At 69.4% G+C, this 20,858-nt stretch carries 19 protein-coding genes; 12 read left to right on the forward strand and 7 right to left on the reverse strand.

The window, feature by feature from the left end:
• A partial coding sequence (locus IC63_RS07885) for a histidine kinase dimerization/phospho-acceptor domain-containing protein (RefSeq protein ID WP_332257762.1) occupies positions 1–975 on the forward strand: 975 nt, incomplete at its 5' end.
• A gap of 9 nt (positions 976–984) precedes the next feature.
• Here IC63_RS07885 and purF read toward each other — a convergent pair.
• The 3 genes from purF to radA form a co-directional block, all read right to left on the reverse strand.
• Complete coding sequence (gene purF, locus IC63_RS07890) at positions 985–2,538, reverse strand: amidophosphoribosyltransferase (protein ID WP_232222549.1); 1,554 nt, start codon at positions 2,536–2,538, stop codon at positions 985–987.
• A 121-nt stretch (positions 2,539–2,659) separates the two neighbouring features.
• Positions 2,660–3,286, reverse strand: a complete 627-nt coding sequence (locus IC63_RS07895; RefSeq protein WP_036718800.1) for a CvpA family protein — start codon at positions 3,284–3,286, stop codon at positions 2,660–2,662.
• Positions 3,287–3,340: 54 nt separating this feature from the next.
• Positions 3,341–4,705, reverse strand: a complete 1,365-nt coding sequence (radA, locus tag IC63_RS07900) for a DNA repair protein RadA (protein ID WP_036718802.1) — start codon at positions 4,703–4,705, stop codon at positions 3,341–3,343.
• Positions 4,706–4,848: 143 nt separating this feature from the next.
• Here radA and IC63_RS16960 point away from each other — a divergent pair, with 143 nt between their 5' ends.
• From IC63_RS16960 to IC63_RS07925, 5 genes are all read left to right on the forward strand, one after another.
• Positions 4,849–5,910, forward strand: a complete 1,062-nt coding sequence (locus tag IC63_RS16960) for a helix-turn-helix transcriptional regulator (protein WP_052041991.1) — start codon at positions 4,849–4,851, stop codon at positions 5,908–5,910.
• Between the two features lie 149 nt (positions 5,911–6,059).
• Complete coding sequence (locus tag IC63_RS07910) at positions 6,060–7,991, forward strand: calcium-binding protein (protein ID WP_052041993.1); 1,932 nt, start codon at positions 6,060–6,062, stop codon at positions 7,989–7,991.
• 133 nt (positions 7,992–8,124) lie between these two features.
• Positions 8,125–9,423: a lipoprotein-releasing ABC transporter permease subunit gene (locus IC63_RS07915; RefSeq protein WP_036718804.1), complete on the forward strand. Its 1,299-nt coding sequence runs from the start codon at positions 8,125–8,127 to the stop codon at positions 9,421–9,423.
• Entirely contained in the window at positions 9,416–10,090 is a 675-nt protein-coding gene (locus IC63_RS07920) for an ABC transporter ATP-binding protein (protein WP_036718805.1), read from the forward strand. The genes IC63_RS07915 and IC63_RS07920 overlap by 8 nt, the downstream gene beginning before the upstream one ends.
• Positions 10,091–10,150: 60 nt before the next feature.
• Positions 10,151–10,450 (forward strand): c-type cytochrome, encoded by a 300-nt coding sequence (locus IC63_RS07925; RefSeq protein ID WP_052041995.1) that lies wholly within the window; start codon positions 10,151–10,153, stop codon positions 10,448–10,450.
• Between the two features lie 118 nt (positions 10,451–10,568).
• Here IC63_RS07925 and IC63_RS07930 read toward each other — a convergent pair whose 3' ends face one another.
• The 4 genes from IC63_RS07930 to IC63_RS07945 all read right to left on the reverse strand — a co-directional run bounded on the left by IC63_RS07930 (position 10,569) and on the right by IC63_RS07945 (position 14,378).
• Positions 10,569–11,270 (reverse strand): gamma-glutamylcyclotransferase, encoded by a 702-nt coding sequence (locus IC63_RS07930; protein ID WP_036718808.1) that lies wholly within the window; start codon positions 11,268–11,270, stop codon positions 10,569–10,571.
• Positions 11,267–11,542: a BrnA antitoxin family protein gene (locus tag IC63_RS07935; RefSeq protein ID WP_036718810.1), complete on the reverse strand. Its 276-nt coding sequence runs from the start codon at positions 11,540–11,542 to the stop codon at positions 11,267–11,269. Before IC63_RS07935 ends, IC63_RS07930 begins: the two co-directional genes overlap by 4 nt.
• Before the next feature lie 103 nt (positions 11,543–11,645).
• Positions 11,646–13,616: a DNA topoisomerase IV subunit B gene (gene parE, locus IC63_RS07940; protein WP_036718813.1), complete on the reverse strand. Its 1,971-nt coding sequence runs from the start codon at positions 13,614–13,616 to the stop codon at positions 11,646–11,648.
• A gap of 99 nt (positions 13,617–13,715) precedes the next feature.
• Positions 13,716–14,378 (reverse strand): glutathione S-transferase family protein, encoded by a 663-nt coding sequence (locus IC63_RS07945; protein WP_036718815.1) that lies wholly within the window; start codon positions 14,376–14,378, stop codon positions 13,716–13,718.
• 199 nt (positions 14,379–14,577) lie between these two features.
• Here IC63_RS07945 and IC63_RS07950 point away from each other — a divergent pair, with 199 nt between their 5' ends.
• From IC63_RS07950 to phoB, 6 genes are all read left to right on the forward strand, one after another.
• A complete protein-coding gene (locus tag IC63_RS07950; protein WP_036718818.1) occupies positions 14,578–15,615 on the forward strand; it encodes a PstS family phosphate ABC transporter substrate-binding protein in 1,038 nt (345 codons plus the stop codon).
• Between the two features lie 106 nt (positions 15,616–15,721).
• Positions 15,722–17,176 (forward strand): phosphate ABC transporter permease subunit PstC, encoded by a 1,455-nt coding sequence (gene pstC / locus IC63_RS07955; RefSeq protein ID WP_036718896.1) that lies wholly within the window; start codon positions 15,722–15,724, stop codon positions 17,174–17,176.
• On the forward strand, positions 17,173–18,537 hold the full coding sequence (gene pstA / locus IC63_RS07960) for a phosphate ABC transporter permease PstA (RefSeq protein WP_036718820.1): 1,365 nt from the start codon (positions 17,173–17,175) through the stop codon (positions 18,535–18,537). Before pstC ends, pstA begins: the two co-directional genes overlap by 4 nt.
• Positions 18,538–18,574: 37 nt before the next feature.
• The gene (pstB, locus tag IC63_RS07965; RefSeq protein ID WP_036718822.1) at positions 18,575–19,378 is read left to right on the forward strand and encodes a phosphate ABC transporter ATP-binding protein PstB; all 804 of its coding nucleotides are present in this window, start codon (positions 18,575–18,577) and stop codon (positions 19,376–19,378) included.
• 25 nt (positions 19,379–19,403) lie between these two features.
• On the forward strand, positions 19,404–20,132 hold the full coding sequence (gene phoU, locus IC63_RS07970) for a phosphate signaling complex protein PhoU (protein ID WP_036718823.1): 729 nt from the start codon (positions 19,404–19,406) through the stop codon (positions 20,130–20,132).
• A 35-nt stretch (positions 20,133–20,167) separates the two neighbouring features.
• Positions 20,168–20,857, forward strand: coding sequence for a phosphate regulon transcriptional regulator PhoB (gene phoB / locus IC63_RS07975; RefSeq protein ID WP_036718827.1), 690 nt, complete (start codon positions 20,168–20,170; stop codon positions 20,855–20,857).
• Position 20,858: the final 1 nt, after the last annotated feature.

Raw genomic sequence — 20,858 nt, forward strand, 5'->3', positions numbered from 1 at the left:
GATGACGGGTCCCCCGCGCCAATCTGGACCGGCGCCGGCTGGGCCGTTGCCCGCGCGCCGCTGGCCGACGGGCGCAGCGTCGAGCTGGGCGAGCGGCTGGACGACCGCCGCGCCGAGCTCTTGGAAAGCATCCGCGGGCTGGTGCTGGTGATGCTGCCGGTGGCGCTGGCGCTGATGTGGGTGATCCGGCGCACGCTGGGGCAGGCGGTGCGCCCGGTCGCCGGGCTGTCGCGGGTGCTGGCCGCCCGCGATCCGGCCGATCTGGCGCCGCTGGACCCGGCCGGGCTCCCGTCCGAGCTTGCGCCGGTGGCGACCGGGCTGAACCGCTATCTGGCCCGCATCCAGACCGTGCTGGCGGCCGAGCGCGAGTTTGCCGCCAATGCCGCGCACGAGCTGCGCACCCCCGTCGCCGCCGCCCGGGCCGAGGCGCAGCTGCTCGCCGCCCGGCCCGAGGCGGCCACCGAAGCGCAGCGGGTGATCGCCGCGCTGGACCGAATCGCCGCGCTCAGCGAACGGCTGCTGCAGCTGGCGCGGGCGGAATCGGGGGTGGGGCTGGCGCGGATGCCGATCGACCTGACCCGGCTGGTGCCGCTGGTGTTGGCCGACCTGCCGGCGCGCCCCGGCCGGCCGCTGCGCTATGACGACGGCGACCTGGACGAGGCGGTGGTGCAGGGCGATGCCGACGGGCTGGCGATCCTGATCCGCAACCTGGTCGAAAACGCGCTGCGCCACGGCACCGGGCCAGTGCGGGTCACGCTGTCGGCGGGCCCGCGGCTGACGGTCCGCAACCCCGCCGCGCCGGGCGCGCGGTTCCGGCTGGGCCGGCTGGACCGCGACCCGGCGTCCGAGGGGACGGGACTGGGGCTGACCATCGCCGCGCGTCTGGCCGAACAGGCCGGGGCGCGGCTGGCGACCGACATCGTGGACGGGACCGCGACGGCGGCCCTGGACTGGCCGCTGGGCCGCCGGGATTAGCGGCGCGCGCTACTCGGCTGCCCGGGTCGCGCTGTTCGGGGTCAGGGTGTGGTCGACCGGCTCGTATCCGGTCTGGTCCTCTTGCGCCTCGGCATCGCCCGACAGCGGGTCGGGCTTCATCCGGAAGCCGCGTTCCAGCTGGTCGAACGGCGCCACCGGGTAGTCGCCCGAGAAGCAGGCGTCGCAATATTGCGGGCAGGAATCGTTGCGGCCGTGGGCCTCGCCAACCGCCCGATACAGCCCGTCCAGCGTCACGAAGGCGAGGCTGTCCACCCCGATCCATTCCCGCATCTCGTCGGGCGTCATCCGCGCCGCCAGCAGCTTGTCGCGGTCGGGCGTGTCGACGCCATAGAAGCACGGCCAGGCGGTCGGCGGGCTGGCGATGCGGAAATGCACCTCGGCCGCGCCGGCATCCAGGATCATGTCCTTGATCTTGCGGCTGGTGGTCCCGCGCACCACGGAATCGTCGACCAGCACCACTCGCTTGCCGCGCACCAGCGCGCGGTTCACGTTCAGCTTCAGCCGGACGCCCATGTTGCGGATCTGTTCAGTCGGCTCGATGAAGGTCCGGCCCATATACTGGTTGCGGATGATCCCCATGCCGAAGGGGATGCCGCTTTCCCGCGCATAGCCGATCGCCGCCGGGGTGCCGCTGTCGGGGACCGGGCAGACAATGTCGGCCTCGACCGGCGCCTCGCGGGCGAGTTCCACGCCGATCTGGCTGCGGGTTTCGTAGACGGACCGGCCCCCGATGATCGAATCGGGGCGGCTGAAATAGACGTGCTCGAAGATGCAGAAGCGGCCCGTCGAGGGGCCGAAGGGGCGCGAGGTCTCGACCTTGCCCTTGGAGATCACCACCATTTCGCCCGGCTCGATCTCGCGCACGAACTCGGCCCCGATGATGTCCAGCGCGCAGGTTTCCGAGGCCAGCGCATAGCCGTCCCCCGACAGCCGCCCCAGCACCAGCGGGCGGACGCCCAGCGGGTCGCGCACGCCGATCAGCTTGGTGCGGGTCATGGCGATGACGCTGAACGCGCCCTCGACCCGGCGCAACGCGTCCTTCATCCGTTCGGGGATGTTGCGCTGGATCGACCGCGCCATCAGGTGGATGATGCATTCACTGTCGCTGCCGGATTGGAAGATGCTGCCGCGCTCGATCAGTTCGCGCCGCAGGGCGAGCGCGTTGGTGATGTTGCCGTTATGGGCGACGGCGCAGCCGCCCATGGCGAATTCGCCGAAGAAGGGCTGGATGTCGCGGATCGCCGGGCCCTTGGCGCCGGCGGTGGAATAGCGGACATGGCCGATGGCGAGCTCGCCCGGCAGCGTTTCCATCAGCGACGCCTTGGTGAAGTTGTCGCGGACATAGCCGAAACGGTGGGCGCTGTTGAAGCCGGTGTCGGGGTCGAAGGCGACGATGCCGCCTGCCTCCTGCCCGCGATGCTGCAGCGCGTGCAGCCCCAGCGCCACGAAGTTCGCCGCCTCGGCCACACCATTCACGCCGAACACGCCGCATTCCTCGTGCAGCCGGTCGCTGTCGAAGGGGTCGGCAAGGAATGGCTGCATGATCGGCCCCACGAGTCGGATGACGGCTGCGCGACACATAGGGGACGCAGCCGGCAAAGTCACGGGGTGACCGGGCCGCGGGCGCACAGTCACCCGCAGGCGGGCGCCGTTCTAGCCAGGCTCAGTTGGCGGGCGCGGCCGGTCCGGTGGTCGTGGTTGTCGTCGTGGTCGCCGGAGCGGCCGGCGCCGTGCCGGTGGGACCGCAATCTCCGACCAGCTGCTCGAACCGGCTGGCGAGCCAGCCGGGCGCGTCCTGCGGGATCTGCTGGTTCAGGCGCCCGCTCATCTGCTGGAAGACCTGCGCCGAGCGCGAGTTGTCCACCTGCGCGATGCGCTGGGTCGACATCACCCGATCATAGACGATGAAGGCAATCACGACCAGCATGATGCCGCGCGCGACCCCGAACAGGAAGCCCATCCCCTGGTCAACCCCGCCCAGGGCCGAGCGCTGCACCACCGACGAGAACAGCGGCGTCAGGATGGAAAACAGCACCAGCGCCAGGGCGAACACGACGGCGAAGCCGGCAATCGTGCCCAGTTCGCAGTTGTCGGAAATCAGGCTGTTCAGATAGGGCACCTGCGCGATCAGCGGCCGCACCGACGAGGCGAAGATGAAGGCCAGCACCGCGGCTCCGATCCACCCCATGATGGCCAGCGACTCGCGGACGAAGCCGCGGGAATAGGCCAGGATGGCCGACAGGATGATGACCGCAGCGACGATGCCGTCGATCATGGTGAAACCGTCCATCTAACCGCCCTCGTAACGGGTCTTTGCCCGAGCTGGGGCGGGGATCGGGGCCGGTCATCCCGCGCCGAACGTCTCGCCCGTGAAACTTGTCAGATCGGCAACCCGCGACAGCCGGATACCGTTCCCGCCCTCGACCCTCTGGACCTCGGGCAGGATGGCGTGGGAAAAACCAAGTTTCTGCGCTTCTTTCAACCTGTTTTCCGCCTGGCCGACCGGCCGCAGCGCCCCCGACAGGCTCAGCTCGCCGAAAAAGACAGTCTCGGCGGGCAGGGCGTGATCCTCGCGCGCGCTCAGCAGGGCGGCGGCGACGGCCAGGTCGGCGGCGGGTTCGGCGACCCGCATGCCCCCCGCGACGTTCAGGAACACGTCGAGCCCGGCGAAGGGAATCCCGCAGCGCGCCTCGAGCACGGCAAGGATGGTCGAGACCCGCCCGCCGTCCAGCCCCACCACCGTCCGGCGGGGCGAGGCCAGGGTCGAGGGCGAGACCAGCGCCTGGATCTCGGTCAGCACCGGGCGGGTGCCCTCGATCCCGGCAAAGACCGCGCTGCCCGGCACCGGCTGGCCGCGTTCGGACAGAAACAGCGCCGAGGGGTTGGCGACCTCGGCCAGCCCGCCGCCGGTCATCTCGAACACCCCGATCTCGCCCGACGGGCCGAAGCGGTTCTTGACCGCCCGCAGGATGCGGAACTGGTGGCCGCGCTCGCCTTCGAAATACAGCACGGTGTCGACCATGTGTTCGACCACGCGGGGGCCGGCGATCTGGCCCTCCTTGGTGACGTGGCCGACGAGGACCACGGCGACGCCGGTGCGCTTGGCGAAGGTCACCAGCTCGTGCGCGGCGGCGCGGACCTGGCCCACGCTGCCGGGCGCGGCCTCGACCGTGTCGCTCCACAGCGTCTGGATCGAATCGATCACCGCCACGTCGGGGCGTTCGGCGTCGAGCGTGGTCAGGATGTCGCGCAGCGCGGTTTCCGTCCCCAGCCGCACCGGCGCGTCGGCGAGGCCCAGCCGCTGCGCTCGCATCCGCAGTTGGGCGCCGGCCTCTTCGCCGCTGACATAGACGGCGCTGGTGCCGCTGCGGGCAAAGGCGGCGGCGGCCTGCAGCATCAGGGTCGATTTACCGATCCCCGGATCGCCGCCAACGAGGATCGCGCTGCCCGGCACCAGCCCGCCGCCCAGCACCCGGTCAAGCTCGGCGATGCCCGAGGGCGCGCGCGGCGGCGGCGGTTCCGAACTGGACAGCCCGGCCAGCGGGATGACCCGGCCGCGGGTGGCGCCAAGGCCCCGGCCGGGGCCCTGGCTTAGCGGCGCTTCCTCGACGATGGTGTTCCATTCGCCGCAGGTCTCGCAGCGGCCGGACCACTTGCGATGCGCGGCGCCGCAGGCGGTGCAGGTAAAGGCGGTGACGGACTTGGCCATGCCGGGCTTGTCGCAGGCCCGGGCAGCCGCGGCAAGCGCGGGCCGGCGGATGGCGCTTGGGTCAGGCAGTCAATCTGTTGATGAACGGCGGGCCCGGAAGTGGTAGACTCGACGGGCACCCGATGGGGGAGAGCGGGCAGCAGATGCCGCGCCAGACCGAAGCGATCCTGGACCTGATCTATCTGGCCGCGCTCAGCGCCGACCGGTGGCCCGACGCGTTGACCGGCGTGTGCGCCGCGACCGGCTATGCCAGCGGCTGTCTCATCATGGACGGCGGATCGGGGCGCCGGCCGGTGTTCCATGCAACGCGCCGGACCGAGCGGGCGCTGGCCGACTTCATCGCAGCGGGGCTGTTCAATTCCTGCGCCCGCCGCCTGAGGGCCGTCGGACATGACGGCTTTGCCCATGAAAGCGCCTTTCCCCCCGCCGTCGCCCGCCGCCCCGCGGTCGAAACGCTGCGCCGGCTGGGCCTGTGGGACCAGACCGCGACACAGCATTGCACCGGGGACGGGCGCCGGTTCGTGTTCACCTTCGAACGCGAGGCGGACGAGCCGGGGTTTTCGCCGCAGGCGGTGCGCCTGCTGGACTGGCTGCGCCCGCATCTGCTGCGCAGCGCCGCGCTGGGGATGCAGGACGGCCCGTGCCGGCAGGGGGCGGCGGCTGGCGGGACGTTGCCGGGCGCGCTGACCGTGCCCGCGGTGCTGATTACGGCCAGCGGGCGTGTCTTCGAGGCGAACGCCGCCGCGGCGACCCATCGGCCGCCGCTGCTGGATGCGGCCCAGACGCGGCTCTGCCTCGCGGAATGGCAGGACGCGGCAGCGGTGCTGGCGCGGGTGGAACGTGCGGCGCGGGCCGGGCACGGGCTGGATCTGCCCTTGCCGCCGCGCAACCCTGCGCTGCCCTCCTGCCGCCTGCAGGCGGTGCCGACGCGGTGGCGGGACCGTCCGGTCCTGCTGGTCACGGTCCAGCCCATCTGCCTGGACGCCACAGGCTGCGATCCCTCGGCGCTGATGCAGGACCTTGGTCTGACTCGCCGCGAGGCGGAACTGGCCGCCAGCCTGGCCGCCGGCCAGTCGCTGTCGGACACGGCGGCCAGGCTGGCGATGTCGCGGGAAACCGCGCGCCATCATCTCAAGCAGATCTTCCAGAAGACCGACACCCATCGCCAGGCCGAACTGGTCGCGCGCATCTTTGCCGCGCGATAGACGCTTGCACCGGCATATCCCCCGAACGGGGGACGCGGCCCCGGCCGGCCGGGTGGTAAACTTTCCCGCATCGAAGGACAGCGCGACGCCCGCCCGGCCGTTCCGGCCCGAAGCGGCAACTGACGCGCCACCACTGGGGAGAACGGGAGATGGTTACCTTTACCGGAAATTTCGGTGCCAACACGGCCATCGCCGGGTCCGTCGTGTCGGGGTTTACGGCCAGCGTCGGCCTGCTGACCCCGCTGCAATGGCTGTCGGACGGGGCCGGAGACACCATCAATGGGCTTGGCGGCAACGACACCATCGTGGCCGGGATCGGCAACGACCTGATCAATGGCGGCCTGGATCGCGATTCGCTCAACGGCGGGGCGGGGAACGACACCATCTTCGCGATGACGTCGGCGGATATGGACGGCTCGGGGGTGGGCGACTGGATCTTCGGCGCCGGCGGGCTCGATTCGTTGATCGGCTCGCTGGGGAACGACAGCATCCACGGGGGGACGGACAACGACATCCTCGCCGGCCGGGGCGGTAACGACTACCTGGACGGCGGGTCCGAAAACGACACGCTGTATGGCGACCTGGGCTATGACACGCTGATCGGCGGCCTGGGCAACGACAGGCTCGATGTGGGCGCGGATGTGGGAAGCGGCGACCGTTTCGAGGGCGGCGCCGGCGCCGATACCGTGATCGCCGGCGCCGGCGCGGATTTCATCCTGGGCGGGTTCGACGGCGACGTGCTGAACGGCGGCGGCGGCAACGACACCATCTATGCGATGACCAGCGCCGATCTGGACGGATCGTCCATTGCCGACGTCATCAGCGGCGGCGCCGGCAACGACAGCCTGCTGGGATCGGGCGGCGGCGACACGATCGCGGGCGATGGCGACAACGACATCCTGTCGGGACGGTCCGGGAACGACCGGCTGGACGGAGGCTTCGGCAACGACACGCTGTACGGCGATGCCGGCGCGGACACGATGCTGGGCGGCGGCGGCAGCGACCGGATCGAGGCCGGGGGCGGCGACAACGGCGTGGCCGACTGGGTCGATGCCGGCGCGGGCGCCGATATCGTCATCGGCGGTTCCGGCAACGACGTCATCATGGGCAATTTCGACGGCGACGGCCTGTACGGCAATGCCGGCAACGACGCCATCTACGCGATGACCCAGGGCGATATCGACGGCTCGACCGTGGGCGATACCATCTTTGGCGGGCTGGGTCACGATCTGCTCGTCGGATCGGGCGGAGCGGACCAGATCTTTGGCCAGGAAGACAACGACACCATCCGCGGCCAGGGCGGCAACGACACGCTGAACGCGGGCGGCGGGGTCAACCTCATCTACGGGGGCGACGGTGACGACCGGATCATCGCCGGCCCCGGCGGCGGCACGTTCCTGGGCGATGCCGGCAATGACAGCATGGTCGGCGGGTTCGGCACCAACGAAACGCTGGAAGGCGGCGCCGGCGTCGACCTGATCTATGTGACCAACTCGGCCGCCGGGGTGTTCTACGACATGACCAGCGGCGCCACGAATTCGGCCGGCGAAAGCTTCACAGGGTTCGAATGGGTCGCCGCAGGCGGCCTCGGCGATACGCTGATCGGGACCGCGGATCAGAACAAGATGTGGGGCAACGCCGGCAACGACGTCCTGCGCGGCGGCGGCGGGTTCGACATCATCGTCGGCGGGGCCGGCGACGACGTGCTGCATGGCGGCGCCGGCTCGGACCGGTTGATCGGGGGCGTCGGCGCCGACGTCTTCCAGTTCTTCGCCACCTCCGAATCGTCCAGCGCGACCGGCGTGGACTGGATCGACGGGTTCGAGCGCGCGGGTATCGCGGGCGGCGACCGGATCAACCTGGCCGCTGTGGACGCCAACGACCTTGTCGCGGGCGACCAGGCCTTCGTCTTTCATGGCACCGTCGCCGGCGGTGCCGGGACGATGTGGCTGGCCAATTCGGGGACCGCGACGATGCTGTACGCCAACACCGACGCGGACGCCGCCATCGAGCTGGTGATCCGCGTCATCGACGGCGCCGCCACCGCGGCCACCTACGCGGCGGGCGATTTCGTCCTGTGACGCGCGCAAGGGGCGGGCCACGGCGCCCGCCCCTTGGCCCGTCGGGCGGCCCTCGCCCCAGTTCACGCCGTTGTCGGCTTGCCAAGCCGCGCCCGGATGGCCAGTTTGCCGCGACCCGTCGAAAGGCCGCTGCATGGCGAACCCGCCCCCGTTCTCGCGTTACGAATTCCTGATCGCCTGGCGCTATCTGCGCGCCCGCCGCGCCGAGGGCGGGGTCTCTACGATGACCTGGATCAGCCTGATCGGCATCGCCCTGGGGGTGATGGCGCTGATCGCCACGCTGGCGGTCCGGTCGGGGTTCCGCACCGAGTTCGTGGACACCATCCTGGGTGCGAACGCCCACACCACCGTCTACATGCCGCCCCAGCAGATCGTGAACGACCTGACCGATGAGGTCTATACCGTCGCCGGCACCATCCCCGACTATGCCGCCGCGGTCGAGCGGATCCGCGCGATCCCGGGCGTCACCCGCGCCGATCCGGTGGTCAAGGGGCAGGTCATGGCCAGCGTCGGCGACCGCTCGAACGTGGCCGAGGTCCACGGCCTGACGCTGGAGGACCTGAAGGCGATCCCGCGCGTCGCGGACCCCGCCACCGGGGCGGGCGACATCGCGGCCTTCGACCGCGGCATCGCCATCGGCTCGGGCATCGCCCGCGACCTGGGGGCCGGGATCGGCGACCGGGTGCAGCTGATCTCGCCGCAAGGGGCGCAGACGGCGTTCGGGACCACGCCGCGGATCGCCACCTACGAGGTCGTCTATATCTTCACCGCCGGGCGCTATGACATCGACCGCACCCGCATCTACATGCCGCTGCCCGAGGCGCAGTCCTATTTCAACCGCGAGGGCGAGGTGGACGAGATCCAGGTCTATGCCGCCGACCCCGAGGGCGTGGACGCGCTGACCCAGCCGCTGATGCAGGCGCTGCCGGGCAGTGTGGTCTGGACCTGGCGCGATGCCTCGGGGTCGTTCCTGTCGGCGCTGGACATCGAGGATGACGTGATGTTCGTGATCCTGTCTGTGCTGGTGCTGATCGCGGCGATGAACATCACCTCGGGCCTCATCATGCTGGTCAAGAACAAGGGCCGCGACATCGGCATCCTGCGGACGATGGGGCTGACCGAGGGCGCGATCCTGCGCGTCTTCTTCCTGTGCGGCGCCTTCACCGGGGTGCTGGGGACGCTGGCCGGGGTGATCCTCGGCGTCCTGCTGGCGCTGAACATCGACAGCATCATGGCGGCGGTGAACTGGTTTTCCGGCGGCGGGGCGTGGGACCCGGCGGTGCGCGGCATCTACAAGCTGCCGGCCGAGCTGCGCGGCATCGACATCGCCAAGGCGGTCGGCCTGTCGCTGGTGCTGTCCTTCCTTGTCACCATCTTTCCCGCCCGCCGCGCGGCGCGGATGAACCCGGTCGAGGCGCTGCGCCATGAGTGACGTGCTGCGGCTCGAAGGGGTCGGCAAGACCTACAATCCCGGCACCCCGGCCGCCGTCGAGGTGCTGCGCGGGCTGGACCTGAGCGTCGCCCGCGGCGAGGTGGTGGCGCTGGTCGCGCCCTCGGGGGCGGGGAAATCGACGCTGCTGCACATCGCGGGGCTGCTGGACACGCCCGACGCGGGGCGGGTGGTGCTGAACGGGCGCGACATGACCGGGCAGGGCGACCGCGCCCGGACCGAGGCGCGGCGGCGCGAGCTGGGCTTCGTCTATCAGTTCCACCACCTGCTGCCCGAGTTCAGCGCGCTGGAAAACGTGGTCCTGCCGCAGCTGGCGAACGGCGTGCCCGAGGCCGCGGCGCGGGCGCGGGCCGCCGGGCTGCTGGGCCGCGTCGGGCTGGCGGCGCGCGAGGATCACCGCCCGGCCGCGCTGTCCGGCGGCGAGGCGCAGCGCGTGGCCTTCTGCCGCGCGCTCGCCAACGCGCCGGCGCTGCTGCTGGCCGACGAACCGACCGGCAATCTCGATCCCGCGACCTCGGATCAGGTCTTTGCCGTGCTGATGGAGGTCGTCCGCGAAACCGGCCTGTCGGCGCTTATCGCCACCCACAACATGGAACTGGCGGGGCGGATGGATCGGGTGGTCCGGTTGGGCGCCGCCGCGTCTGGCTGACGCCGCTTGCACCCCCCCCCGCCGCTTGCCCACAGTCGCGGAAAACCAGAAGGGACAGCCATGAGACCAGCCATTCCCGCCGCCCTGCTTGCCGCCGCCCTGCTGGCCGGCTGGACCGAGACCGACACACGCGCCCCCGACAGCATCGCGGCAGGGGCGTCGGATTATGCCCAGCGTTGCGTCGCCTGCCACGGGCCGCAGGGGCGCGGGAACGGCCCGGCCGCGGCGGGCATGAACCCGCCCGTCGCCGATCTGAGCCTCATGGCCCGAAAGAACGGCGGCAGCTTCCCGTGGCTGGGGGCGATGGAGCAGATCGACGGGCACACGATGGGCGCCTCGGACAGCCACATGCCGGCCTAAGACGAGCTGCGCGACGGCCCGACGGTCATGTTCGACGCCGGCGACGGCACCCGGCCCACCCCCGCCCGGCTGGTCGGCATCCTCCGCTATCTGCAGACGCTGCAGCGCTAGGACGGCCTCAGGTATCCCCGATCGGCGGCGCCTCGGAGGGCCAGCTGGCGATCTCGGCCGCGGTCAGCCGCTCGAGGTCGGCGATGTAGGGGTCGTTCAGCCCGTGCCCGGCGAGGGCCTGCGCGGTGCGGTGCAGATATTCGGCGCAGGACCCGGCCGGGCCGCAGGCATGGGCCATGCGCCAGGCCTGCTCGGCCAGCGGCAGATGCACCACGTTGGGCATCACCGGGTCGGCATAGAAGGTCAGCGCGGCTTCGGTGCCGCGGTCGGTCTCGACCTCGATCCAGCGGTAGTTGTCGGCCAGCTCATGCGCGACCAGCTCGCGCTTCAAGAGGACTTTCAGCGCCTCGTCATCGCCTTCGGGCGCGATTTCCATCAGCAGGCCCTCGCACGCGCCCCCCGATTCGATCGCCAGCATCAGGCCCGGGCAGTCGGGCGAGCCGCGCCAGTGATCCAGTCCCAGGCAAAAGCTGCGGTGCCAGCCATGCGCGACGGCCCGGCGCCGGGCTGCCACGGCGAAGCCGGGGTTCCAGATCAGCGAGCCATAGGCAAAGACCGGGATCGGCCGGGGCTGGTCGCGGGTGATCCGCGCGGCCAGCGCCTGCAGGTCGGCATCGGTGAGTTCATGCCAGCGCGGATCGTGCAGCGGCACGTCCACCGCGCGGGTGGCGCGGGCGACATGGGCCTCGGACAGGGCGAGCGGGCTCACAGACCCTTGGCCTTGCGCAGCAGCGCATTAGCGCGCGTCTGCCAGCCCCGGCCATCGGCCTTGAGCGCCGCGACGAGGTCGCGGTCGAGATACATCGTCACCCGCTGCTTGCGGTCGGCCTCGGGCAGAGGCGGGCGGCCGCGGCGGACGATGTCGGCGAGTTCGGGGATCTCGGTCGAGCGGCGGAAGCGGGCCAGATCGGCCGCTGTCAGCTCGCAGACGTCGCCCTGATCGTCGACCAGCGGTTCAGGGATGGAAGACAGCCTGCTCACGTCGGTTCGCCCTTCTCACTGATGATCCGGTGCCAAACTCGCGCGTTTCGCCTCGTCCCACTCGAACATTTACGTATGCACGTTAATTCGCGCTGTCAAGCCGTCACACGTCCAGCCCGGCCTCTTCCACGAAGCGCGCATTCTCGCTGATGTACTGGAAGCGCAGTTCCGGCTTCTTGCCCATCAGCCGCTCGACCAGATCGCCGGTCTCGCCGCCGTCCTCGTCGTCTATCGACACCCGGATCAGCTTGCGCGTGGCGGGGTTCATCGTCGTGTCCTTCAGGTCCTTGGCGTCCATCTCGCCCAAGCCCTTGAAGCGCTGCACGTCGATCTTGCCCTTGCCGCCCAGGCCCTTTTCCAGCCACACCTCCTTCTCGGCGTCGTCGGCGACATAAATGCGCTCGGCCCCCTGGGTCAGGCGATACAGCGGCGGGCAGGCGAGATACAGGTGCCCCTTGTCGATCAGCGGCCGCATCTGGGTAAAGAAGAACGTCATCAGCAGCGAGGCGATATGCGCCCCGTCCACGTCGGCGTCGGTCATGATGATGATCTTGTCATAGCGCAGGTCGTCGATGTTGAAGCGCGACCCCATGCCAACCCCCAGCGCCTGGCACAGATCCGAGATTTCCTGGTTCTGCCCCAGTTTCGATGAGGCTGCCCCCAGCACGTTGAGGATCTTGCCCTTCAGCGGGATCAGCGCCTGGGTGTTGCGGTCGCGGGCCGACTTGGCCGAGCCGCCGGCCGAATCGCCCTCGACGATGAACAGCTCGGTTCCCTCGCGGTTGGTGGCGCTGCAATCGACCAGCTTGCCCGGCAGGCGCAGCTTCTTGGTCGCCGACTTGCGGGCGGTTTCCTTTTCCTGCCGGCGGCGCAGGCGCTCCTCGGCCCGCAGCACCAGAAAGTCGAGGATCGCGCCCGCCGACCTGGTGTCCGCCGCCAGCCAGTTGTCGAAATGATCGCGGACGGCGCCCTCGACCAGCCGGGCGGCCTCGGTGGTGGCGAGGCGGTCCTTGGTCTGGCCGACGAATTCGGGTTCCGCGATGAAGCACGAGACCAGCGCGCAGCCGCCGGTCAGCAGGTCGTCGCGGGTGATGTTCTCGGCCTTGCGGTTCTTCGTCAGCTCGCCATAGGCGCGGATGCCCTTGAGGATCGCGGTCCAGAACCCGCCCTCATGGGTGCCCCCCTCGGGGGTGGGCACGGTGTTGCAGTAGGACTGGATGAAGCCGTCGCGCGAGGGCGTCCAGTTGATCGCCCATTCGACCTTGCCCGGCACGCCGAAGCGTTCGCGGAACTCGACCAGCCCGGCGAAGGGTCGGTCGGCATAGGTGCTGGCGGTGCCCAGCTGCTCGCCCAGGTAGTCCGCGAGGCCGCCGGGGAAGTGGAAGGTCGCCTCGACCGGTGTCTCGCCGTCGTCGATTTCCGAGCGCCAGCGGATTTCGACGCCGGAATGCAGATAGGCCTTGGACTTGACCATCCGCATCATCCGCGACGGCTTCAGCCGGTGGTGGCCGAAGATCTGTTCGTCGGGATGGAACAGCACCGTAGTGCCGCGGCGGTTCGGGGCCGGGCCGACCTTTTCCACCGGGCCGTCGGGGATGCCGCGCGAAAACGACTGCCGCCACAATTCGCGGTTCCGCGCCACCTCGACCACCATCCGGTCCGACAGTGCGTTCACGACCGAGGCGCCGACGCCGTGCAGCCCGCCCGAGGTCTGATAGGCGCCTTCGGTGAACTTGCCGCCGGCGTGCAGCGTGCACAGGATCACCTCGAGCGCCGACTTGCCGGGAAACTTGGGGTGCGGATCGACCGGGATGCCGCGGCCGTTGTCGCGCACCACGACCGAGCCATCGGCCAGCAGCTCGACCTCGATGCGGCTGGCATGACCCGCGACGGCCTCGTCCATCGAGTTGTCGAGGATTTCCGCCACCAGGTGATGCAGCGCCCGTTCGTCGGTCCCGCCGATATACATGCCGGGGCGCTTGCGGACCGGCTCCAGCCCCTCCAGCACCTCGATCGAGGCGGCGGAATAGCTGTCGGCCGCGCCCGGGGCGGCGGAAAGAAGATCGTCGGACATCGCTGCTCGTTTCTTTTATGGATGGCGGCTTATCTCACGACAGGCCATCGCCGGGCAAGGGTTTGGGGCGCACGCCCCCCCAGCCTGCAAGGGATTGCGTCACTCCGGCTCGGCCAACCGTGCCCGCCACATGGTCTGAAAGGCCGGGCGGGCCTGGCAGTCGGCGAGCCACGCCTCGACCGCCGGGAACTGGCCCATCAGCGCGCCGTAGCCCTGCGCATAGCGCACGACCTCGGCCATGTTCAGATCGGCCGCGGTGAAGCGGCCGCCGACCAGATGGCCGTGCGCCGCCAGATGGCGGTCCAGCACCGTCATCGGCCGCACCAGCCGCTCGGCGGCGTTGGCGACCATCGCGGCATCCTCGCCCGGCTGTTCCTGGCCGCGGGCGTGCAGGAACAGGATGGTCAGGGCGTCGGGCTCGATCGCCGTCGCGGCGTAGAACGACCATTGCAGCATCAGCGCGTTCTCGGCCTCGTCGTGGGGACCGATGCCGGCGGCGTTGTACTTGCGCGCCAGATACAGCGTCCCGGCCAGCGATTCCGACAGCACCAGGCCGTCATCCTCCAGCACCGGGATCGCCCCGGCCGGGGACAGCGCCAGGAAGGCGGGCGAGCGGGTGTTCATCGGCGCGTCCGGGGCATCGGGGTCGGGCAGGCGATAGGCCTGGATCACCGGGACCTGGGTAAAGCCCAGCCCCAGCTCGTGGCACAGCCAGATCAGGCGCGAGGCGCGGGAACGGGTGACGCCGTGGATCGTCAGCATGGGCAGGTCCTTTCGTGATCCGGCGACAGGCAAGCCTGAAAGGGCGCGAGCGTCAATGCCGTGCTGTCTGCCGGGCCGCGGTCACGGTGGCGGTCCGGGTGACATGGGATCGTCTTGTTGCTGTCACAGAATCGTCGCACTCGGCCGCTAGATGGGCCCGCATGGCTGTAAAGCCAACCCAACCCCGCAGGAGCCTGCCATGAACATGATGAAATTCTCCGCCTCGGCGCTGGCCATCGTCGCGCTGTCGGCGACCGCCGCCGCCGCGCGCGACAACGTCCAGGTGGCCGGGTCGTCGACCGTGCTGCCCTACGCCACCATCGTGGCCGAGGCCTTTGCCGAGAACACCGACTTCCCGGCGCCGGTGGTCGAGGGCGGCGGGTCGTCGGCCGGCCTCAAGCAGTTCTGCGAAGGCGTGGGTGAGAATACCGTCGACGTCGCCAACAGCTCGCGCAAGATCAAGGATGCCGAGATCGAGACCTGCAAGGCCAACGGCGTGACCAACATAATCGAAGTGCAGTTCGGCTATGACGGCATCGTCTTTGCCAGCGACAAGGCCGGCGCCGATTTCGTGCTGACCCCCAAGGACGTGTTCCTGGCGCTGGCCAAGGACGTCGTCGTCGACGGCAAGGTGACCGCGAACACCGCCGCCAAGTGGAAGGACGTGAACCCGGCGCTGCCCGACCAGGACATCATCGCCTTCGTCCCTGGCACCAAGCACGGCACCCGTGAGGTGTTCGAGGAGAAGGTCCTGATCGAGGGCTGCAAGGAGGCCGGTGCGCTGGAGGCGCTGGTCGCGGCCAACGGCGGCGACGAGAAGAAGGGCGAGGCCGCCTGCAAGGCCGTCCGTACCGACGGCAAGTCGGTGGACATCGACGGCGACTATACCGAGACCCTGGCCCGCATCGACAGCAACAAGGCCGGCGTCGGCGTGTTCGGCCTGTCGTTCTACGAGAACAACACCGACAAGCTGAAGGTCGCCACGATCAACGGCGTGACGCCCTCGACCGAGTCCATCGCGTCGGGCGAATATCCGGTGTCGCGTCCGCTGTATTTCTACGTCAAGAAGGACCATATCGGCACCATTCCGGGCCTGCAGGAATACGCCGAGTTCTTCGTGTCGGACGCGATCGCCGGTCCGGGCGGCCCGCTGGCCACCTACGGCCTGGTGCCGGACCCCAAGCTGGCCGACGTGCAGGCCGCCGTCGCCGAAGGCAAGGTTCTGGGCGCGAACTGATCGCCGACTGACCGTTGGCGGGGCGGGCCCTGGCGCCGCCCCGCCGCCCCTTTCCCCGGATGCGCCACCGCCGCCCGCCGGCGCCGCGCGACAAAGGCGAATGACGATGCCGCCGTTCTGGATCATGATTTCCGTCCTGGCTCTGGCCGCCTGCGCGTATGTCCTGGGCCGCGCCCGCGCCATCCGCAGCGTGGACGGCAATACCCGGCGGCTGCATTCGCGGCCTGGCTATTACGCCTGGAACGCGGCGCTGTTCACCGCCGTCCCGGCGCTGATGCTGCTGCTGGTCTGGACGCTGGCGCAGCCGCTGGCCGTGAACCAGGTGGTGCGCGGCCATCTGCCCGCCGACGTGATGGCGGACGCGGAAAGCCGCAGCCTGGTGTTGGCCGATGTCCAGCGCACCGCGCGCGGGCTGACCGCTGCGGTCGCCCGCGGCGTGCTGAGCGCCGGCGAGGCCGCGGCGCTTGGCGCCGATGACGCCCCCGCGATGGACCGGCTGGCCGAGGCCGACATCGAGATCGCGAAGACCCCCGAGGTCCTGGCCGCCGCCCGCGACTATCGCCGGATCAACTCCGCCGCCGGGCGGGTGCTGACCGGGCTGGCGCTGATCCTGGCGCTGGGCGGCATGGCTTTCGCGCTGATGCGCACCACGCCGCAGTTCCGCGCCCGCAACGTGGTCGAGCAGGTGGTGCGCGGCCTGCTTATCCTGTGTTCGCTGATCGCGATCGCCACGACGGTCGGCATCGTGCTGTCGCTGGTCTTCGAATCGATCCACTTCTTCCGCCTGTATCCGTGGCAGGACTTCTTCTTCGGGACCGAATGGACGCCCTCGTTCGGCGGCGGCTCGAAGCTCGGGATGCTGCCGCTGCTGTGGGGGACGCTCTACATCTCGCTGATCGCGTTGCTGGTGGCGGTGCCGATCGGCCTGTTCGCCGCGATCTACATGAGCGAATACGCCACCCCGCGCGTGCGGACCTGGGTCAAGCCGGTGATCGAGGTGCTGGCCGGCATCCCGACCATCGTCTATGGTCTGTTCGCTCTGGTCACGGTCGGTCCGCTGATCCGCGACTGGATCGCCATCCCGACCGGGCTGGGCAGTTCCAACTCGTCAGTGATGACGGCGGGGATCGTGATGGGGATCATGCTGATCCCGTTCGTCAGCTCGCTGTCCGACGACATCATCAACGCGGTGCCGCAGTCGCTGCGCGACGGGTCGCTGGGGCTGGGGTCCACCCCGTCGGAAACGATCCGTAACGTCGTGCTGCCTGCGGCCCTGCCGGGCATCGTCGGCGCCATCCTGCTGGCCGCGTCCCGCGCCATCGGCGAAACGATGATCGTCGTGCTGGGCGCCGGCGCGATGGCCAAGATCAGCCCCAACCCGTTCGAGGCGATGACCACCATCACCGTCAAGATCGTGGGCCAGCTGACCGGCGACAACGACTTTGCCAGCCCCGAGACGCTGGTCGCCTTTGCCCTGGGCCTGACGCTGTTCGTCATCACCCTGGGGCTGAACGTCTTCGCCCTCTACATCGTCCGCAAGTACCGGGAGCAGTACGAATGACCGACGCCGCATCCCAACTGCCCCGCCCGGTGGGCGCAGTCCCGCCCGCGCGAAAGTCCCTGCTGGAACCAGACGCCCGCACCCGGCGCCGCAACGCCGCCGAAACGCGGTTCCGCGCCTATGGCATCGCCGCGATCGCGGTGGCGGTGGCGGCGCTGGCATGGTTGCTGTTCGCGATCCTGTCGGACGGGGCCAGCGCCTTTCGCCAGACCTACGCCACCATTCCGGTGACGCTGGACGCCGCCGTCGTCGATCCCAAGGGCAACCGCGACCCGGCCGAGATGTCGAAGGTCCTGACCCTCAGCTACGGCAAGCTGCTGATGGACGGGATGAAGTCCTATGTCGCCAGCAAGAACATCCAGATCGACGGGCTGGACGACGCCGATCTGAAATCCTTCCTGTCCGAACAGGCGCAAGCCAACCTGCGCCAGCAGGTGCTGGACAACCCCGAACTGGTCGGCCAGGTGGTCACCGTGCCAGCGCTGACCTCGTCGCGCATCGACGGCTATTTCAAGGGCCGGGTGACCGCCGAATCCGCCGCCGCCGACATCAAGACCAGCCCCGCGCAGCTGGCTCTGGCCGACGCGATGAAGGCGGACGGCGCGCTGGTGACGCGGTTCAACAGCGACTTCATCACCAACCCCGACGCGTCCGAGACCCGTGCCGAGGCGGCGGGGCTGGGGGTGGCGATCCTCGGCTCGCTTTACATGATGCTGATCGTGCTGGTGCTGTCGCTGCCGATCGGGGTCGCAGCGTCGATCTATCTGGAAGAATTTGCGCCCCGGAACCGACTGACCGACTTGATCGAGGTCAACATCGCCAATCTCGCCGCGGTGCCCTCGATCGTCTACGGCATCCTTGGCCTGGCGGCGTTCATCAACTTCATGGGGCTGCCGCGCTCGGCGCCCATCGTCGGCGGGCTGGTGCTGACGCTGATGACGCTGCCCACGATCATCATCGCCACCCGCGCCGCGCTGAAGGCCGTGCCGCCGTCGATCCGCGACGCGGCGCTGGGGGTGGGGGCGTCGAAGATGCAGACGGTGTTCCACCACGTCCTGCCGCTGGCGATGCCGGGCATCCTGACCGGCACCATCATCGGCCTGGCGCACGCGCTGGGCGAAACCGCGCCGCTGCTGCTGATCGGCATGGTGGCGTTCGTCAAGGAATATCCGTCCGCGCCGCCCGAGGGTCTGTTCGACCCGGCCTCGGCGCTGCCGGTGCAGATCTACAACTGGACGCGGCGCGCCGATCCGGCGTTCTTCGAACGCGCATCGGGCGCCATCATCGTGCTGCTGGTCTTCCTTCTGGCGATGAACCTTCTGGCCATCTTCCTGCGCCGCAAGTTCGAACGGCGCTGGTGAGCGAACACGCTGGTGAGCGAACACGGGGATCCCTAAGATGAACGACATGAGACTGGCGGAGAGAACCGTGGATACCGATGCGAAGGCGATCAAGTTCCAGTGCCGCGACGTGCAAGTCTGGTACGGCGACAAGCACGCGATCAAGGATGTCGATGTCGATATCCTGGACAAGACCGTGACCGCCTTCATCGGCCCGTCGGGCTGCGGCAAGTCCACCTTCCTGCGCTGCCTGAACCGGATGAACGACACCATCCCGATCGCGCGGGTCGAGGGTCGGATGCTGCTGGACGGCGAGGACATCTATGACCGCCGCGTCGATCCGGTGCAGCTGCGCGCCAGCGTCGGCATGGTTTTCCAGAAGCCGAACCCGTTCCCCAAGTCGATCTATGACAACGTGGCCTATGGCCCCCGCATCCACGGCCTGGCCCGCAACAAGGCGGAACTGGACGAGGTGGTCGAAAAGGCGCTGCGCGGCGCGGCGCTGTGGGACGAGGTCAAGGACCGGCTGTCCGAGACCGGCACCGGCCTGTCCGGTGGCCAGCAGCAGCGGCTGTGCATCGCCCGTGCCGTGGCGACCTCGCCCGAGGTGCTGCTGATGGACGAACCCTGTTCGGCGCTGGACCCCATCGCCACCGCCCAGGTCGAGGAACTGATCGACGAGCTGCGCTCGCAGTTCTCGGTCGTCATCGTGACCCACTCGATGCAGCAGGCCGCGCGCGTCAGCCAGAAGACGGCGTTCTTCCACCTGGGCAACCTGGTGGAATACGGCGCCACCGACGACATCTTCACCCGCCCGCAGGACCCGCGGACGGAAAGCTATATCTCGGGCCGCATCGGCTGATCACGGACCTTTCGGGAGAGTCAGCATGAACACCACCGACCGCCACATCGCATCCGCCTTCGACCGCGACCTCGAAACCGTCCAGGCGCTGGTCGTCAAGATGGGCGGGCTGGTGGAATCCGCGATCAGCGAAGCCGCCGCGGCGCTGGAAGCGCGCGACGAGGATCTGGCCGAAGAGGTCCGCCGCCGCGACAAGGCCATCGACCAGCTGGAACTGCAGATCAACGAAGAGGCGGCGCGGCTGATCGCCCTGCGGGCGCCGAACGCTACCGACCTGCGCGTGGTGCTGACCGTCATCAAGATCTCGGCCAGCCTGGAACGGGTCGGCGATTACGCCAAGAACATCGCCAAGCGCACCCATGTGCTGGCCCACATGCCGCCCATCGACGGTGCCGGCATGGCGCTGCGGCGGATGTCGCAGACGGTCGAAAAGCTGATGAAGGACGCGCTGGACAGCTATGTCCACCGCGACGCGGCGCTTGCTGCCGACGTACGCGCCCGCGACCTGGAAGTCGACCAGATGTACAACGCACTGTTCCGCGAGTTCCTGACCTACATGATGGAAGACCCGCGCAACATCACCGCCTGCATGCACCTGCATTTCATCACCAAGAACATCGAACGGATGGGCGACCACGCCACCTCGATCGCCGAACAGGTGCTGTATCTCGTCTCGGGCGAACTGCCCGACGATCCGCGCCCGAAAAGCGAAAGCGTGGGGCGTCCGCCCGAGCCTGGCCCCACCGCGAGCTGAGGCCCCGCCCGCCGATCTGACCAGGAGGAACCGGCATGAGCGTCCAGCAACCCTGCGTCCTGCTTGTCGAGGACGAAAGCGCGCAGCGCGAGGTCCTGACCTACAACCTCGAGGCCGAGGGCTTCCGCGTCGCCGCCGCCGAGACCGGCGACGAGGCGATGCTGCTGGTGGCCGAGGAAAATCCCGATCTGATGGTGCTGGACTGGATGCTGCCCAACGTCTCGGGGATCGAGATCTGCCGCCGCGTCAAGGCCGACCCCGAGACCCGGCACATCCCGATCATCATGCTGTCGGCCCGGTCGGACGAGGGCGACCGGGTGCGGGGCCTCGAAACCGGCGCCGACGACTATGTGGTGAAACCCTATTCGGTGGTCGAGCTGATGGCCCGCGTCCGCACCCAGCTGCGCCGCACCCGCCCGACCACAATGGGCGAACGGCTGAGCTTTCAGGACATCATCCTCGATTCCGGCGAACACCGGGTGTTCCGGTCGGGCAAGTCGCTGCATCTGGGGCCGACCGAGTTCCGGCTGCTCAGCACGCTGATGGAACGTCCGGGCCGGGTCTGGACCCGCGAACAGCTGCTGGACCGGGTCTGGGGGCGCGACATCTATGTGGATACCCGCACCATCGACGTGCATGTCGGCCGGCTGCGCAAGGCGCTGATGGCCTATGGCGGCGACAACCCCGTCCGTACCGTGCGCGGCACGGGGTATGCGCTGGGCTGAC

The sequence above is a fragment of the Paracoccus sphaerophysae genome (genome assembly GCF_000763805.1).
Taxonomy (GTDB): domain Bacteria; phylum Pseudomonadota; class Alphaproteobacteria; order Rhodobacterales; family Rhodobacteraceae; genus Paracoccus; species Paracoccus sphaerophysae.